The organism is Sorangium sp. So ce131 (assembly GCF_051519095.1).
Taxonomy (GTDB): Bacteria; Myxococcota_A; Polyangia; order Polyangiales; family Polyangiaceae; genus Sorangium.
Genome location: NZ_CP150455.1, coordinates 6595488 through 6610559, shown reverse-complemented (window position 1 = coordinate 6610559; position 15072 = coordinate 6595488). Strand labels below are relative to the sequence as shown.

Sequence of the window (15072 nt, the reverse complement as noted above, 5' to 3'; positions counted from 1 at the left end):
ATGGTTGTGAGATCCCCCGTTTGCGCGGCCGGCTCGCCTCGGCCCCAGCGCGCCCCTAGCGCGCCTCGCCCGGCGCGGCGGGCAGGCGCGCCACGTCGAGCAGCGCGACGAAATCCCTGGTCATCGCCCGGAAGGGGCGGTGCGGATCCGCCCCGAGCTCCGCCGACAGCTCGTCCTCGTACACCTCGCGGAAGCCGAGCACCGACTGCACCGCGAGCCCGAGCGGCCCGCCCGCGCCCGTCACGATGGCCATCGCGCTCGCGCGCTCCGCGCTCGCGCCGAGCACCGTCGCGAGGTCGACCACGCCGAGCAGCTCGCCGCGCACGTTGGCGATCCCGAGCAGCCACGGCGGCAGCCCGGGCAGGGGCGTGACGTCGGGCAGCGGCACGATCTCGCGCAGGCCGTCGACCGGGATGCCGTAGCGCTGCGCCCCCACGCCGACGAGCGCCACCTGGGCGGCGAGCTTGCGATCGGCCTCGCCCTCGGCCGCGGCCGCGAGGCGCTCGGCGCGGCGCCGCAGGACGTCCTCGCGCGCCGCCTGGACCCTTTGTTCAGGCTTCATGTGAATCCTCCCCGGAGGAGCCGGAGCGCGTCGAGGAGCTCTCGCGCGGTGGTCTCGCCGTCCTCCAGCCGCGCCTCGGCGGCGGACTTCGTAAGGAGCTCTTCCAGCACGCGGGCCTGCTGGATGGCCTGCGCGAGCTGCCCGTCCCCGCGCAGCGCGAGGACGTACCAGTAGCGCGCGAGGAGGTGCTCCGGCCGCAGGAACAGCGCGCGCCGGAGGTCCTCCACGGCCGCTCCGGCGCGGTCGCCGGCCATCGAGACCTGCGCGCGGAGCAGGTACCCGGCCGGCGCCGTGGCGGGCTGCTCGATGAGGGCCGCGGTGGCCGCGACCGCGGCGGCGAGGTCGCCTCGATCCGCGAGGGCCGCCGCCCGCGCCGCGGCTGCGCGCGCGTCCAGCGCGGGCGCGGCGGCGCGCGGCGCGGGCGCGGCGGCGCGGGGCGCAGGCGCGGCGGCGCGGGCCGCGGGCCGCTTCGAGGAGGCAGGCGGCGGGCCTTTCTTCAGCAGGCGGGCGTCGCGGCGGAGCCGCGCGGCGAGGCGCGCTCGACGGCTCGGGGGCGCGGGCTCGGCGTGCGGCTCCGCCGCCGCGGCGCGCGGCCGATACACGCTGGTCGTCTCGTGCCCCGCCTCGACGAAGCGCGCCCCGTCCGGCCGGGGATCGGCCGGCGCCACGAAGAGCAGCCCGTGAGGGCCGAGCGCGCGGTGGAACTCGGCGTAGGCGTCGGCGATCGCCTGGGGCGCGAGGTAGATGGCCACGTTGCGGAACAGGACGGCATCCACGGAGCCGCTGGGCAGCCCGGCGGCGTGGTGCACGACGTGCCCGACCTCGAACGTCACCGCCCGGCGGATGACGTCCACGAGCCGGCGGCCCGGGCCGGCGCCGCGCGCGAAGTACCGGGGCTCCAACCAGGCCGGCGCGTCGCGGAACGCCCACGCGCCGTACACGGCGGCGCGCGCCTTCCTGATCGACGCCGCGCTGATGTCCGCCGCGACGATCCGGACGCGCGCGAGCGCCTGCGCGCCGAGCCGCGCGTGGATCGCGATCGCGACCGAGTAGGGCTCCTCGCCGGTGGCGCAGCCGGCCGAGAGCACACACGCCGTGGCCAGCGGATCGGCGAGGCGGGCGGAGAGCGCCTCGAGCAGGACGTCGAAGTGGCTCGCATGCCGGAAGAAATACGTCTCCCCGATGGTGAGGTGATCGAGCAGCTCGGAGACGAGCGACGGCCGCCCCTCCGGGTCGCGGAGGAGGGCGCTCACGGTCGCGCCCCGCTGCTCCGCGATCGCGCGGAGCGCGCGCGCCGCCTGGTCCTCCCAGTGATCGCGCGGCGCGAGGCCGCTCGCGCCCGCGGCGGCGCGCAGCAGCGCGGAGATCTCGGTCTCGTCGCTCATCGGGTCTACGCCTCGCTCGAAGCCCGGGCCGGCCCGCCGCCGGCCGCGTCGTCCCCGGCGGGGATGTCCGACGTGGCGAGGAGGCGCCGCAGGCTGAAGAGCAGCACGAGGCCGTCGGCGTCGTGGAGCGTCGCCCGCACGTAGGGCCCCTGGGGCATGCTCGCGGCCTGCCTCGCGGCCGCCGCCTCGGAGGCCGCGAACGACCGGACGCCCAGCACCTCCTGGACGACGAGGCCGAACCGCCGCTGATCGGCCTGGCAGAGGACGATCTGGTCGCTGAGCTCGAGCTCCCTCCGGCAGCGGCCGAGCCGCGCCGCGACGTCGAGCACGGGGAGCGCCTGGCCGCGGACGATGAGGAGGCCCTGGACCCACGGGGGCGCCTCGGGCAGCGGCGCCATCGCGGCCGCCGGGACCGCGCGCTCGACCGCGTCGAGCGGCAGCGCGACGCGGCTGTCCTCGACCCGGCAGACGACGACCTGGAGCGCGCCGGCCGAGGGCAGGGGATCGTCGGCGAGGACCTCCCAGGAGGACCGCTCGAGCTCGTAGAGCCGGCGCTTCAGCTCCGCGAGCTCCCGCTCCATGTCGGCCTGCCGGCTCATGGCGCGCTCGATCCGCGGCGCGGGGCGTCGAGGTACGCGCGCACGCGCGCGGCGAGCTCGCCCGAGGCGCGCGTCTTCGGGAGGACGCCGGCCGCGCCGAGGCGCCTGGCGAGCAAGAGGAGCTCGTCGTCAGGGCGGCTGGAGAAGAGCACGACGCGCGTGCTCTCGAGCGCGCCGTCGCCCGCGAGCCGCCCGAGGAGCGCGGCGCCGTCCAGATCGTCGAGGGAGAGGTCGAGCAGGACGAGCGCGGGGCGCTCGCTGGAGATCACCTCGGCGGCGGCCGCCGTGGTGCGCGCCGTGACGACGCGCAGGCCCGCCTCGGCGAGCGTGCGCTCGACGAACCGCAGGACGGTGCGGCTGTCGTCGACGACGAGCACCGTGGGGCGCCGCTCCTCCGGGGCGGCGGCCGCGCGATCGAACGCGCCGGCGAGCTCGGCGATCGCCGGCGGGACGTCGCCGCGCCCCTCCGCAGCGAGCGCGACGAGCTGCCGCAAGGCGCGCAGCGACCCGTCGATGAGCCCGAGCGCCTCGCCGCTCGCGGCGGTCGCCTGCCGCCTCTGCCGATCCAGCGCGCCCTCCAGCCGGCCGGCGAGGTCGGCGATCGCCGCGTGGCCGCTGATCGCGGCGAGGCCGCGGAGCGTGTGGGCGCACTGGATGAGCCGGGCCACGGCCGCGTCGTCGCGCGGGCGCGCGCGCACGGCGTCGAGCGCCCCGGCCATCGAGGCGAAGATCTCGTCCGCCTCGGAGATCAGGAGTCCGAGCAGGGGATCACGCGCAGTGTCCAAGGGACAGCCCCTCTCTCTCAATGCCGGACATGTCGCTGGTCGCGCGCTCGAGGGCGACCCAGAGACGGCAAACACACATCTGCCGCGAGCCCCGGCGCCGGATCCCGGCGGGACCGCACAACAAGGAGATAACCGACAAGTCGCCCCCCAGCTCCCCGTGGGCCCCCGGCCCGAGAGGAGACCTTGTTACAGCTTTGTTCAGCGTAGATCGGTCGCGGAGGTTGGATCAAGTGTCATGAACATCGCCGCGCTGGACCACGAGTCCTGCGGAGTCCGCCGGAGACTCGCGGGATGAGCTCGCTATTCCGCGACTTGCGATCTGCGGACATGGAGGGTGTGTGTGGGAGATCGGGGGGACGGTGCCAACCCGTCAACGCCTCTCACCACGGATGAGACCGTCAGTCTCTCGTCACGTGTCCGCCGCCGAGATCCCGTGGCGGCGGAGCAGCTCGCGCAGGTGGTTCCTGTCCATCCGCGCGGCCCGCGCCGCGCGCGAGAGGTTGCCCTCGTTCGCTTTGATCAATGCCCGCAGGTAGGCCCGCTCCCAGCGCGCGACCACCTGCTCTTTACCTTCGCGGAACGGGAGCGCGGCCTCGGTGGGATCGAGCTCCTCGTCGCCGGCGTCGCCGTGGCTCGCCGGGCGGGCGCCGCGCCGGCCCTCGCGCCAAAGGCTCGGATCGCCGAGGAGCACGGCGCGCTCGACGGCGCTGCGGAGCTCGCGGACGTTGCCGGGCCAGTCGTGGCGCAGCAGCGCCTCGACGAGCTCCGTGGGGGGCTCGCCGCCGTCGGTGAACTGGCGGTAGAAGTGCGCGGCCAGGAGCGGGATGTCCTCGGGCCGCTCGCGCAGCGGCGGGAGGTGGAGCCGGACGACGTTCAGCCGGTAGAACAGGTCCGAGCGGAACGTCCCGCGGTTCACCTCCTGCCGGAGGTCGCGGTTGGTCGCGGCGATGAGCCGGACGTCGAGGCGGACGGGCAGGACGCTGCCGATCCGCCGGATCATCCGCTCCTCGAGGGCGCGCAGGAGCTTCGGCTGGAGGTCGAGCCGGAGCTCGCCGATCTCGTCGAGCAGCACGGTGCCGCCGCGCGCGGCCTCGAAGGCGCCGGCCCGCGCCGCCTGCGCGTCCGTGAAGGCGCCCTTCTCGTGGCCGAACAGCTCCGCCTCGATCAGCGTGGGCGGGATCGCGCCGCAGTCGATGACGACGAACGGCCGCGCGGCGCGCGGGCTCTGCTGGTGGATCAGCTCGGCGAGCAGCCCCTTGCCGGAGCCCGTCTCGCCCTCGAGGAGCACGGTCGTGCTCGAGGCGGCGATCTTCGGCAGCATGGCGAAGATGCGGCGCATCTCGGTGCTCTGGCCGAGCATCGACCCGAGGTGCTGCTCGTCGGCCAGCGGCTCGCGGATCGTGTCCGTGAGCGCCTCGAAGCGGAGCCGCGTGTCGCCCACGTCGATCGTGGCGCCCGACTGCAGGTACGCCGTCTCGACGCGGACGCCCGAGACCGTCGTGCCGTTCGTGCTGTCGAGGTCGCGCAGGAGGTACCCCCGCGGGGTGACGGTGATCTCGCAATGGTGCCGCGACACGGACCTGTCGGTCAGCACGAGCTGGTTCGTGGGCGCGGTGCCGACGCCGAGCTCCGGCGCGTCCGCGAGGTGCGAGGCGCCGAGATCCGGGCCCTTGACCACCTCGACGCGGAAGCGCCCGAACACCACCTCGTCCGCGCGGACCATCAGCTCGGTGGTGACGCCCTTCCGGCGGGTCGCGCGCGATGTCATGCGCCGAACCTACCACGGCGGTCCTCGGCGCTTCACACCTCGCCCGTCGACCCGAGGTGGATCGGTCACTTCGCCTTGCGTTTGCTCGCCCGAGCCGGCGGTGATGCCTTGTCGGGGCGCGCTGCCGGCGTCGCCTCGTCGGGCCGCGCCGGCGTCGCCTTGTCGATCCGCGTGGCCACGGCCACGACGCGGCCGAGCTCCTCGCGGAGCTCGTCGGCCTTGCTCGGGCCGAGCCCCTCGCGCACGTGGTGCTGGGTCCGCTCCCACAGCGGGAACGCCGCCTCGATGGCGCGCTCCCCCTGGCGCGTCAGGAAGATGAGGCGGACGCGCGCGTCGTCCGGCGCGCGCGCCACGCGGAGCAGGCCGGCCCGCTCCAGCGGCGCGAGGTTCCTCGTGAGCGTCGTGCGGTCCATGACCAGCCCGTCCGCGAGCGCGCCGATGGTCACGCCCTCGTCGCCGCACGTCGCGACCGCGACGAGCATCGTGAGCTGCGTCGCCTGGAGGCCCACCGGCCGCAGGCTCTCGTCGTAGAGCCGCGTCAGCGCGCGCGACGCGCGCCGCACGCGCACGAGCGCGCACTGGCTCGCGATGATCTGGGAGGCGCGGGCAAAATCAACCACAAGTGTATATACACGGTTTCGAGCGGAACCGCCAGCCTCGGGCGTTGCGTTGCTTGACATCCGTACAGGTGTAGGTACACCTATCTCAACGATGCGGCGCTGCTTCGTCGGCTCGACGCGGCGGCTCCGCGCGGGCCCTTTCGGCCCGCGGCGCACGCTGATCATCGCGGTTCATCGCTGTTCCTAGGGATCGCACGGGCCGCGCAGGCGCCGGGGCGAGCTCCCGCGCGGGCACGCGCCGGCGCAAGGGCGGCGGCCGCGGGCGCGCTGCGTGCGTTTAGGTGTAGGTACACATAGTTGCAGGCCCGAACGGTGCCGCGGCGAAACAGGCACGAAACGCCGGCTGAAACGTGGTGCCGGGCGTGTGTCGCCGCGCGCGGGCGGGCCCCGGGAGAGGACTCATGGGCGCGTTTTTCGTCGTTCCGTACTGCGTGAAGTTCGAAGACACGATGGCTTACGGGAGCCATCACTACCTCACGAACTTCCGCTTCCAGTGCATCGCGCGCGAGACACTGTATTTCGCCGAGGCCGCGGACGGGACGATCCCGCACGAGGAAGACCGCGGGGCGATACGGCTGCTCACCACCGAGGGGTACAGCCGGAACCTGGCGCCGGTCCGCGTGGGGGAGCGCGTCGCGATCTTCATGACCCTCGGCGAGGTGACGCGATCGAGCGCGTACGGCTACTTCCGCACGGTCCGGTTCGACGGCGAGCCCGTGGCGTGCGGCTACCAGCGCGTCGTCGCCGTCTCGGCGACCAGCGACGAGCTCGCGCCGCTGCCGAGGTCGCTCACGACGCACGTCGGGGCCCTCGACGAGCACATGCCGCACCGGCGCTTCGTCGATCTCGCCCTGCGCGGGGGCTCGGCGCTGCGCGAGCTCTTCCCCGAGCACCTCCGCCGGCACGCCGCCGAGGTCGCGCGTGTCCCGCTGCACGAGGCGTGCCCGCACCACAAGGCGTGGGCCCAGGAGGACGAGCCGGCGCCCTTCGCGGCGGGCGAGGCCGCGCGGGGGGGCGAGGCCGCGCGGGGAGGCGAGGCCGCGCGGGGAGGCGAGGCCGCGCGGGGGGGCGAGGCCGCGCGGGGGGGCGCCGCGAAGGTCGCGCTGCTCCTGCCCGGCCAGGGCTCGTTCGACCTCCGCCTGCTGCGCGCGCTCCACGCGCGCTTCGCCGAGGCGCGCGCGGCCGTCGACGCGGCGGAGCCCGCGGCGCGCGAGCTGCTCGGCGCGTCGCTCGCGGCGCTCGCGACCGCCGGGGAGGCCGAGGCGCGGGCCGCCCTCGAGGCGTGCGCCGACCTCGATCAGCTCGGGATCCTCGTCCAGGACTACGTCGCCGCCGCGCTGCTCCGGTCCGCCGGGCTGAAGGCCGACGTCGTGGCGGGGCACAGCCTCGGGGAGATCGCCGCGCTCGCCGCGGGCGGCGCGTTCCCCCTCGCGACGGCCGCCGAGGTCGTGTGCCGGCGGGTGCTCGCCCTCCGCGGCGCGCCGCACGGCCGCATGCTCGCGGCGCACGCCGGCGAGGACCGCCTGCGCGAGGAGGTGCAGGCGCTGGGGCGGGACGACGTGTTCGTGGCGGTGGTGAACGCGGCCGACCAGTCGGTCGCGTCGGGGACGGCGGACGGCATCGCGGCGCTCGAGCGGCGGCTCGCGAGCGCGGGCGTGCGCGCGACCGTGCTCGCGAGCCGCTACCCGTTCCACTCGCCCCTGCTCGCGCCGGCGGTGGGCCCGTTCGCGAGCGCGCTCCAGCGCAGGGCCGCCGCGCAGGCGGCGCGGCCGACGCTGGCCACGTACTCGCCGATCGACCGCGTGTACTACGGCGAGGGGCCGCTCGCGCCCGCGCGCCTGCTCCCGATGCACCTCGTGGCGCCGCTCGACTTCGGGGCGGCGGTGCGCGACCTGGTCGGCGCGGGCGTCCGCACCTTCATCGAGTGCGGCGGCGGCAGCACCCTGGCGACGCTCGCGCGGCGGAGCGCGCCCAAGGAGCCCGGCCTGCGGACGCTCTCGACGTTCCGCGCCGGAGAGGACGTCGGGGCCGAGCACCGGCGCGTCGTGGAGGCGCTGCGCGCGGCGGGGTACGCGCTGACCGAGGTCGCGCCCCTCCCCGGAGGAGGCGGGGACGCCCGCCGCCCGCGCGCGGACGCCGCGGGCCCGCAGGAGGACGCCACCGACGCTGCAGGGGCCGACCCGATCGCGATCGTCGGCATGGGCGCGGTGCTGCCGGGGGCCGCCGGCGTCGAGGCCTACCTCGCGCAGCTGCTCGCCGGCACGAGCGGGATCGTCGACAGCGGCGAGCGGCGCCCGGAGCTCAGGTCCGACTTCCTGAGCCCCGGCCGCGCCGCCGACAAGACGTACAGCCTGCTGATCGGCGCGGTCGACGCGCTCGGGCCCTACGCCGAGCGCACCGGGTACGACGCCGCCGCCCTCGAGCGGCTGCCCAAGACCGCCCGCATGCTGGCGTGCGCGCTCGCCGAGGCGAAGTCGCGCGCGGCCGCGCTCCGCGATCGCGGGGCGCTGCGGGTCGTGTGCCTCCTCGGATCGACGGCGGACGGGTCGATCGAGCACGACGACGCGACGCTGCTGCTCGGCGTCGAGCGGGCGCTCGTCGCCGCCCGCGCGGACGCGGAGGCCCGCGCGGCGGTGGTGGGCGCGCTGGCCGACGAGCTCGGCCTCGACCCGGAGCGGCGCGCGGCGTGCCGCGGCCACCTCGAGCCGCTCGCGCGCGTCGTGCGGGACGTCGTCGGGGAGGGCGTGCGCACGGTGGTCGTCGACGCGGCCTGCGCGTCGTCGATGCACGCGGTGCACCTCGGCGCCGCGATGCTGCGCCGCGGCCTCGCCGACGTCGTGATCGCCGGCGGCGCCTACCAGCCCGGCCCGACGAACGCGTGCCAGTTCTCGCAGTTCGGCGGGCTCTCCGCGACCGGGAGCCGCCCGTTCGACGCCTCGGCCGACGGCGTCGTGTTCGGCGAGGGCGCCGCGGTGGTCGTGCTCGAGCGGCTCGACGACGCCGCGGCCCGCGGCGACCAGGTCGACGCGGTGCTGCTCGGCAGCGGCGTGTCGAGCGACGGCCCGAGCCCGTCGGTCACGGTGCCGCAGCGCGCCGGGCAGACCCTGGCGATGCGGCGCGCCTACGCGCAGGCCGGCCTCGCGCCGCGAGCCGTGCAGTACGTCGAGGCGCACGCCACCGCGACGCCGGTCGGCGACGCCACCGAGTTCCAGGCGCTCGAGGAGGTGTTCGCCGGGGACGCGGGCGCGCCGCGCATCGCCCTGGGCAGCGTGAAGTCGCTGCTCGGCCACCCGGGCTGGACCGCCGGGGTCGCGTCGCTGATCAAGGTCGTGCTCGCGATGCGCGAGCGGACGTTGTTCCCGCAGCACGGGTTCCAGGCGCCGAGCGCGCGCATCGATCTGGCGCGCTCGCCGTTCGTCATCCCGAAGGCGGCCACCCCGTGGATCCCCGCGGACGGCGGCCCGCGGCGCGCCGGGCTCGACAGCTTCGGCTTCGGCGGCACCAACGCCCACCTCGTCGTCGAGGAGCCCCGGACCGGCGGCCGCGCGGCGCGCCCGCGAGAGCGCGCGCGCGAGGCGCGCCGCGCGCTGTGCGTCGTCGGCGTGGGGGCCGTGTTCCCCGGCGAAGGCGGCGCGCCCGCGGACGCGCCCACGGACGTCCTCGCCTTCGACGAGCGCGCGCTCCGGCTCCCGGCCCGCGCGAAGGTGCTCCCGGACGCCCTCGAGGCGATGGACCCGACGCAGCTGCTCGCGGCGATGGCCGCGGAGCGCGCGCTCGCGGCGCTGCCGGCGCGCGAGATGGGCGACCGCATCGGCGTCGTCGTCGGCCACGAGGGCAAGACGCGCCGCGGCGCGCGGGCGAACGAGCGGATCTTCGGCGACCGCGTGGCGCGGGCGCTCCGGGCGCGCGGCGTGAGCCCGGCGCTCGCCGGCGAGGTCGTGGGCGCTCTGCGCGCGGGCTCGCCCGCGACGGGGCCGTACACGCAGCCGGGCAACATGCCCAACATCATCTCCGGGCGCGTCGCGAACGCCTTCGGCCTGCGCGGGCCGAACTTCGTGATCGACACCTCCGCGGCCTCCCTGCTCGACGCGCTCGCGGCCGCCGACCTCGTGCTGGACGAGGACTGCGACGTCGTGCTCGCGGGGGCGGTCAACGCGTTCAGCGACGAGGTCGCGGCCGGCGCGTCCGCGGCGTCGGACCCGCGGCCCCTCGGCGAGGCGGCGCTGCTCGTCGCGCTGTGCACCGAGGCGACGGCCGCGCGCAACGCCTGGCCGGTGCTCGCGCGCCTCCGCGTGGGCGAGCGACCGGACGGCCCTCCCGGCCGCGAGCTCGCGGTCGGCGGCCCGGGCCGCGCGCGCGCGCGGCTGCGCGGGGCCGAGGGCGCCGTGGAGCTGCTCGCCGCGATCCAGGACGCGCGTGCGCGCGGCGCCGCGCTCGTGCGCTGGCCGTCCGACCCCCGCGCCGTCGAGGTCGCGCCGGCGGCCGCGGCCGCGGGCTTCGCGACGGGCACGCCGATCCACACCTACGTCCCCGAGGTCGTGCGCGCGCCGGCGGCCGGACCCGCGGCGCGCGCCCCGTCCCGCGTCCTCTACGTCTGCGCCGACGCGGCGCTGGCCGCGGAGGCGCGGCGGGCGGCGGGCGGCGCGCGCGTGCTCGCGATCGCCGGCGAGGCGGCGCCCGACGCGGGCGCGATCGACGCGCGCGACGAGCAGCGGCTCGGCGCGTCGCTGGCGGCCCTCGCGCCCGACGACGTCGACGCGGTGGTCGTGCTCTCCCGCGCCGCGGACGCGCGCGTGTTCGTCGACGGCGCGCCGGGCTCGTACCGGCCGGCGCTGCGCGCGCTGTTCGGCGCGGCGCGGCGCTACTACGACGCCATCGGGCGCGGCGGCGTGGCCTTCGCGGCCGTCGTCCTCGGCGCCGTGGATCCGGCCGCGCGGCTGTCGCCGGACAGCGGCGCCGTCGGGGGCTTCGTGAAGTCGCTGGCGCGCGAGCTGCCGGGCGGGGACGTGCGGGTCGTCCACACCGACGCGAGCGACGTCGCGGCGGCGCTCGGCGCGCTCCGCGAGGAGTGGCGGCGCGCCCGGCCGGCCACGCCCGAGGAGGTGGTCTACCTGGGCGGGGCGCGGCACGTGGTGCAGCTCGCCCGCGCCTCCGCAGGGCCGGCGCCGAGCGCGGCCGCGCCCCTCGGCCCGGACGCGGTGGCGCTAGTCACGGGCGGGGCGCGCGGCATCACGGCGCTGCTCGTCGAGGGCTTGATCGAGCGCTTCGGCTGCCGCGCCGTGCTGCTCGGCCGCTCGCGGCTCGCGGACGCGCCGCCGCGCGCGCTCGCGATGACCGACGCGGAGCTCGACGCCTACGAGCGGGACTTCTACGCGGAGGCGCTGCGCGAGGACCGGAGCCTCAAGATGGGCGCCCTGCGCGAGCGCTACGCGCGTGTCCGGGCGGCGCGCGAGGCGCACCAGGTGCTCGAGCGCCTGCGCGCGCGGGGCGGCGGGCGCGTCGACTACCACGCGGTCGACGTCACGCGCGGCGAGGACGTCGACCGCGCGGTCGCGGCGGTCGCGGCGGCGTACGGCCGGGTCGATCTGGTCGTGCACGGCGCCGGCATCCAGGTGTCGAGCCGGCTCCCCTCGAAATCGCTCGAGCTGTTCGAGCGGATCGTGGACACGAAGCTCGCGGGGCTCGCCCACCTCCGCCGCGCGCTCGCGCGCCACCTGCCCGACGCGCGCCCGCACGTCCACCTGGTCACGTCGGCGTTCAGCGTGCTCGGGAACGACGGGCAGCCCGACTACGGCGCGGCCAACGAGGCGATGAACCGCGCCGCGGCGTACTTCGCGGCCGAGCCGGGCGCCGGCCGGTGGTCGAGCGTCGCGTGGCTCGGCTGGAACGGCGTCGGCATGACCGCCGGGTCCGAGTACAGCGCGCTCGGCGCGGCGCGCGGGCTCCGGGGGATCGAGCCCGAGGAGGGCAAGCAGATCTTCCTCGAGCTCGCGGCCGAGCGGCCCGTCGGCGCGGCCCAGGTCCTGCTCACGGACAGCGAGATCGAGCGGTTCAGCCCGCGGATCGCGGCGGACGACCTCGCGGCGGACGAGGCGCCGGCGAGCCCGCCGAGCCTCGCCTTCACGCTCGACCCGCGCGTCGATCCGTGGCTCGCCGACCACCGGGCGCGCGAGAGCGCGGTCGCGGCCGGCGCCTTCCTCGTCGAGCTCGCCGTCCGGCACGCGCTCGCGACGGCGGGGGAAGGCGGCGCGCGCGTCCGCGAGGTCCGCGACGTGCGCTTCCTCGAGTTCCTGCGTCTGCCCGACGACGCGGCGCGCGAGGTGCGCACGGTGACGACGCGCCGCGAGCGGCTCGAGGGCGGCCGCGCCGCGTGCGCGGTCGAGGTGCGCGGCGACTTCATCCACCGGTCCGGCGTGGTCCTCCGCGCGGACGTCGTGTTCGCGACCTGCGTCGTCGAGCTCGGCCCGGCGCGCGACGCCCTGACGCCGCGGCGCGCGGGGCGCGCCTTTGGTCCGACGGTGCGCGATCCGTACGCGAGGCCCGGCGCGCCGATCCGGCACGCGGGCTGGTTCGATCACGTGGGCTCGTTCGTGCTCGGGGCCGCGCTCAAGTCCGGCCAGCTCCGCGTCACGAGGGACCGCGCGCTCGAGCGGTTGCGCGGGGCCGCGACGCCGTTCCTCCTGCTCGACGCGCTCCTCACGCTGGGCACGCTGCGCCGCGACGACGGCGGCGGGTTCCCGGTGTGCGCCGCGGGCGGCGTCGCGCGGATCCGCTTCGGCGCGGTCGAGAACGACCTCGCGATCCGCGACGGGGGCGGCCCGGTCCGGCTGGTGGCCACGGTCCCGCCCGCCTCGGAGGGCCGCGTGCTGAGCGCGTGGGCGCAGGCGCTCGACCCGGCGGGCGGCGTGTTGCTCGACGTCGAGGGGCTCGAGGGCCACGTGGTCGGGCGCGTGCCCGCGGACGTGCGGCAGGCGGCGCCGCTCTCGCTGGAGGCCCGGTGATGCCGCCGCTCGCGATCGCCCTCGCCCGGGTGGACGCCGCGACGGCGGCGCGCCTTGCGCCCTACCTGACCGACGCCGAGCGCCGGGCGTGCGCGGCCCTGCGCGTCGCCGCCCGGAGGGCGCAGTCCGCCTGCGCGCGCGTCGCGGCGAAGTGGCTCCGCCTGGAGCTCGCCGCCGGCCGCGGCGCGCCGCTCGTCGCGCTGGACGCGGCCTCGCTCGAGGCGCACCCGCGCGCGGACTACCTCGCCTGCGCGGTCTCCGGCCCCGACGGCCGGCCGCCGCGGTTCGAGGACGGCGCGCTCGCGGTGTCGCTCTCCCACGCGGGCGACCTCGCGGCGGCCGCGGTCACGACGGAGGGCGCCGTCGGGGTGGACGTCGAGCGCGTGAACCCGCGCGCGGCCGACTTCGCCGACGAGCACTTCACGCCGCGCGAGCGCGAGGGGATCGCGCGCGGCGCCGCGGCGGGCGCCGATCGCGCCGCGCTCGAGACGCTGCTCTGGAGCGCGAAGGAGGCGCTCTACAAGACGGGGACGCTCGCCCTGCCCGAGCGGTTCTCCTTCCGCGACATCGACGTCGCGTTCCCGCCGGAGGGCGCGCGCCTCGCGCAGCCTTCGGTTCGCACCTTCGATTTGACCGCGCGCGGCGGGCGGTTCTTCGGCCGGGCGGTGCTGACGGGCGCGTTCGCGCTCGTCGCGGCCGTCCCCGTCTCGCGCGCCACGGCTCTGGGATGAATGGCTCTCACCATCACGAGGTATTGACGATGCAAGCTCACGATTTGCTGGAACATGTCCGCTCGGTCTTCGTTCGCATGACGCGTTACCCCGATGAGGTCGTCGTCGCCGGCGCCGATCTGGAGCAGGACCTCGGCATCGACTCCGTGAAACGCGGCGAGATCCTCGCGACGCTGCGCGCGGAGTTCGGCCTGCCGGACGCGCTCAAGGCGACGCCCGACGAGCTGCGCACGGTGGCCCGCGTCAGCGACTTCCTCGCGCGCACCCTCGCGGCCAACGCCGGCGACGGGCCGCGGGGCGGCGCCGCCGGCGATGCCGGGCGCGTGGAGGGGCACGCGGCCGTCAATGGCCACACGAACGGTCATGGGGCGGTCAATGGCCACACGAACGGTCATGGGGCGGTCAATGGCCACACGAACGGGCATGCAGCCGTCAATGGCCACACGAACGGTCACGCGGCCGTCAATGGTCACACGAACGGTTATGAGGCGGCCAATGGCCACGTGAACAGCTACGAGGCGGTCAAAGCGCCGCCGCCTGCGGCCGCAGGCGAGGCGCTGCGCGTCGTGGTCCAGGCGCTCGCCGACGCGACGCGCCACCCGGTGGAGCTGCTCGTCCCCGACGCGCGGCTCGAGGACGACCTCGGGATCGACCGCCGCCGGCGCGACGAGGTCCGCGCCCTCCTCCGGCAGCGCGGCGCCCTGCCGGACGCGCTCGCGGGGGCGCTCGACGAGGTCCACACGGTCGGCGAGCTCGCGCGCCTGCTCGACGCCGCGCCGCCCGCGACGCCCCCGCTGGCCGCCGCGGCGCGCGCGCCGGCGGCTCCGGCGGCCGCGCGGCGCCCGGCGCCGGCCGCGGAGGCCGGGCTCGCGGGCAAGACGGTCCTCGTGACGGGATCGAGCCGCGGCGTTGGCCGCGCGATCGCGGCGAAGCTCGGGCGCGCCGGCGCGCGGGTCGTCGTCAACAGCTTCCACTCGCGGGACGACGGCGAGGCCGTGGCCGACGAGATCCGGAGCGCCGGCGGCGACGCGGTGCACCTCTGGGGATCGGTCGCGAACGCCGCGCACATCGAGAAGCTCTTCGAGGCGATCGAGCGCGAGGTGGGCGAGCTGCACCACTTCGTCAGCAACGCGTCGAACGGCCGCTTCGGCCCGCTCGAGCAGACGACCCCGGAGCACTGGGAGCTCGCGTTCCGCACGAACGTCATCGGCTACCACCAGTGCGCCCTCCGCGCGGCGCGGCTCATGGAGCGCCACGGCGGCGGCCGGATCGTCGCGCTGTCGTCGAACGGGTCGTCGCGGTACCTCGAGCACTTCGGCGCCATGGGCGCCGTGAAGGCCGCGGTGGAGTCGCTCACGCGCGCGCTCGCCGTCGAGCTCGCGCCGCGCAACGTGCAGGTCAACTGCGTCTCCGCCGGTCCGATCTACGGCCATGTCACGAGCAACTACCCGGATCACGAGCGCATCCTCCCGTACTGGGAGTCGCGCACGCCGGGCGGCCGGCTCTGCACCGAGGACGACGCCGCCGACGCGGTCCTGCTCCTCCTCTCAAACGGGGCGCGCATGATCAACGGCGCGACCGTCACCGTCGACGGCGGGGGCTCGTTGTGCATCTGACGATT

Annotated in this window: 9 protein-coding genes; 3 read left to right on the top strand and 6 right to left on the bottom strand. The window is 76.6% G+C overall.

The features are described from left to right. Positions 1-55: 55 nt before the first annotated feature. From WMF43_RS24135 to WMF43_RS24110, 6 genes are all read right to left on the bottom strand, one after another. Positions 56-562 carry a chemotaxis protein CheW gene (locus WMF43_RS24135; protein WP_437683486.1) on the bottom strand — a complete coding sequence of 169 codons (507 nt, stop codon included), beginning with the start codon at positions 560-562 and terminating at the stop codon, positions 56-58. Further along, positions 559-1947 (bottom strand): CheR family methyltransferase, encoded by a 1389-nt coding sequence (locus WMF43_RS24130; RefSeq protein ID WP_437683485.1) that lies wholly within the window; start codon positions 1945-1947, stop codon positions 559-561. Before WMF43_RS24130 ends, WMF43_RS24135 begins: the two co-directional genes overlap by 4 nt. 5 nt (positions 1948-1952) lie before the next feature. Then, positions 1953-2546: a chemotaxis protein CheW gene (locus WMF43_RS24125; RefSeq protein WP_437683484.1), complete on the bottom strand. Its 594-nt coding sequence runs from the start codon at positions 2544-2546 to the stop codon at positions 1953-1955. Continuing rightward, a complete protein-coding gene (locus tag WMF43_RS24120) occupies positions 2543-3331 on the bottom strand; it encodes a response regulator (protein WP_437683483.1) in 789 nt (262 codons plus the stop codon). The genes WMF43_RS24125 and WMF43_RS24120 overlap by 4 nt, the downstream gene beginning before the upstream one ends. 409 nt (positions 3332-3740) lie before the next feature. Next, on the bottom strand, positions 3741-5099 hold the full coding sequence (locus tag WMF43_RS24115; RefSeq protein ID WP_437683482.1) for a sigma 54-interacting transcriptional regulator: 1359 nt from the start codon (positions 5097-5099) through the stop codon (positions 3741-3743). A gap of 65 nt (positions 5100-5164) precedes the next feature. Continuing rightward, complete coding sequence (locus tag WMF43_RS24110) at positions 5165-5719, bottom strand: MarR family winged helix-turn-helix transcriptional regulator (RefSeq protein WP_437683481.1); 555 nt, start codon at positions 5717-5719, stop codon at positions 5165-5167. 401 nt (positions 5720-6120) lie between these two features. Between WMF43_RS24110 and WMF43_RS24105 the strand changes: the two genes are divergently transcribed. From WMF43_RS24105 to WMF43_RS24095, 3 genes are read left to right on the top strand one after another with little or no spacing between them, the layout of a single operon-like run. After that, on the top strand, positions 6121-12720 hold the full coding sequence (locus WMF43_RS24105) for an SDR family NAD(P)-dependent oxidoreductase (protein ID WP_437683480.1): 6600 nt from the start codon (positions 6121-6123) through the stop codon (positions 12718-12720). Continuing rightward, positions 12720-13451, top strand: coding sequence for a 4'-phosphopantetheinyl transferase family protein (locus tag WMF43_RS24100; RefSeq protein WP_437683479.1), 732 nt, complete (start codon positions 12720-12722; stop codon positions 13449-13451). The genes WMF43_RS24105 and WMF43_RS24100 overlap by 1 nt, the downstream gene beginning before the upstream one ends. Positions 13452-13480: 29 nt before the next feature. Continuing rightward, on the top strand, positions 13481-15067 hold the full coding sequence (locus tag WMF43_RS24095) for an SDR family oxidoreductase (RefSeq protein WP_437683478.1): 1587 nt from the start codon (positions 13481-13483) through the stop codon (positions 15065-15067). Positions 15068-15072: the final 5 nt, after the last annotated feature.

Excerpts from the sequence above, each read along its gene's own strand:
- WMF43_RS24135 (WP_437683486.1), bottom strand. The coding sequence starts at position 562 with ATGAAGCCTGAACAAAGGGTCCAGGCGGCGCGCGAGGACGTCCTGCGG.
- WMF43_RS24130 (WP_437683485.1), bottom strand. The coding sequence starts at position 1,947 with ATGAGCGACGAGACCGAGATCTCCGCGCTGCTGCGCGCCGCCGCGGGC.
- WMF43_RS24125 (WP_437683484.1), bottom strand. The coding sequence starts at position 2,546 with ATGAGCCGGCAGGCCGACATGGAGCGGGAGCTCGCGGAGCTGAAGCGC.
- WMF43_RS24115 (WP_437683482.1), bottom strand. The coding sequence starts at position 5,099 with ATGACATCGCGCGCGACCCGCCGGAAGGGCGTCACCACCGAGCTGATG.
- WMF43_RS24105 (WP_437683480.1), top strand. The coding sequence starts at position 6,121 with ATGGGCGCGTTTTTCGTCGTTCCGTACTGCGTGAAGTTCGAAGACACG.
- WMF43_RS24100 (WP_437683479.1), top strand. The coding sequence starts at position 12,720 with ATGCCGCCGCTCGCGATCGCCCTCGCCCGGGTGGACGCCGCGACGGCG.
- WMF43_RS24095 (WP_437683478.1), top strand. The coding sequence starts at position 13,481 with ATGCAAGCTCACGATTTGCTGGAACATGTCCGCTCGGTCTTCGTTCGC.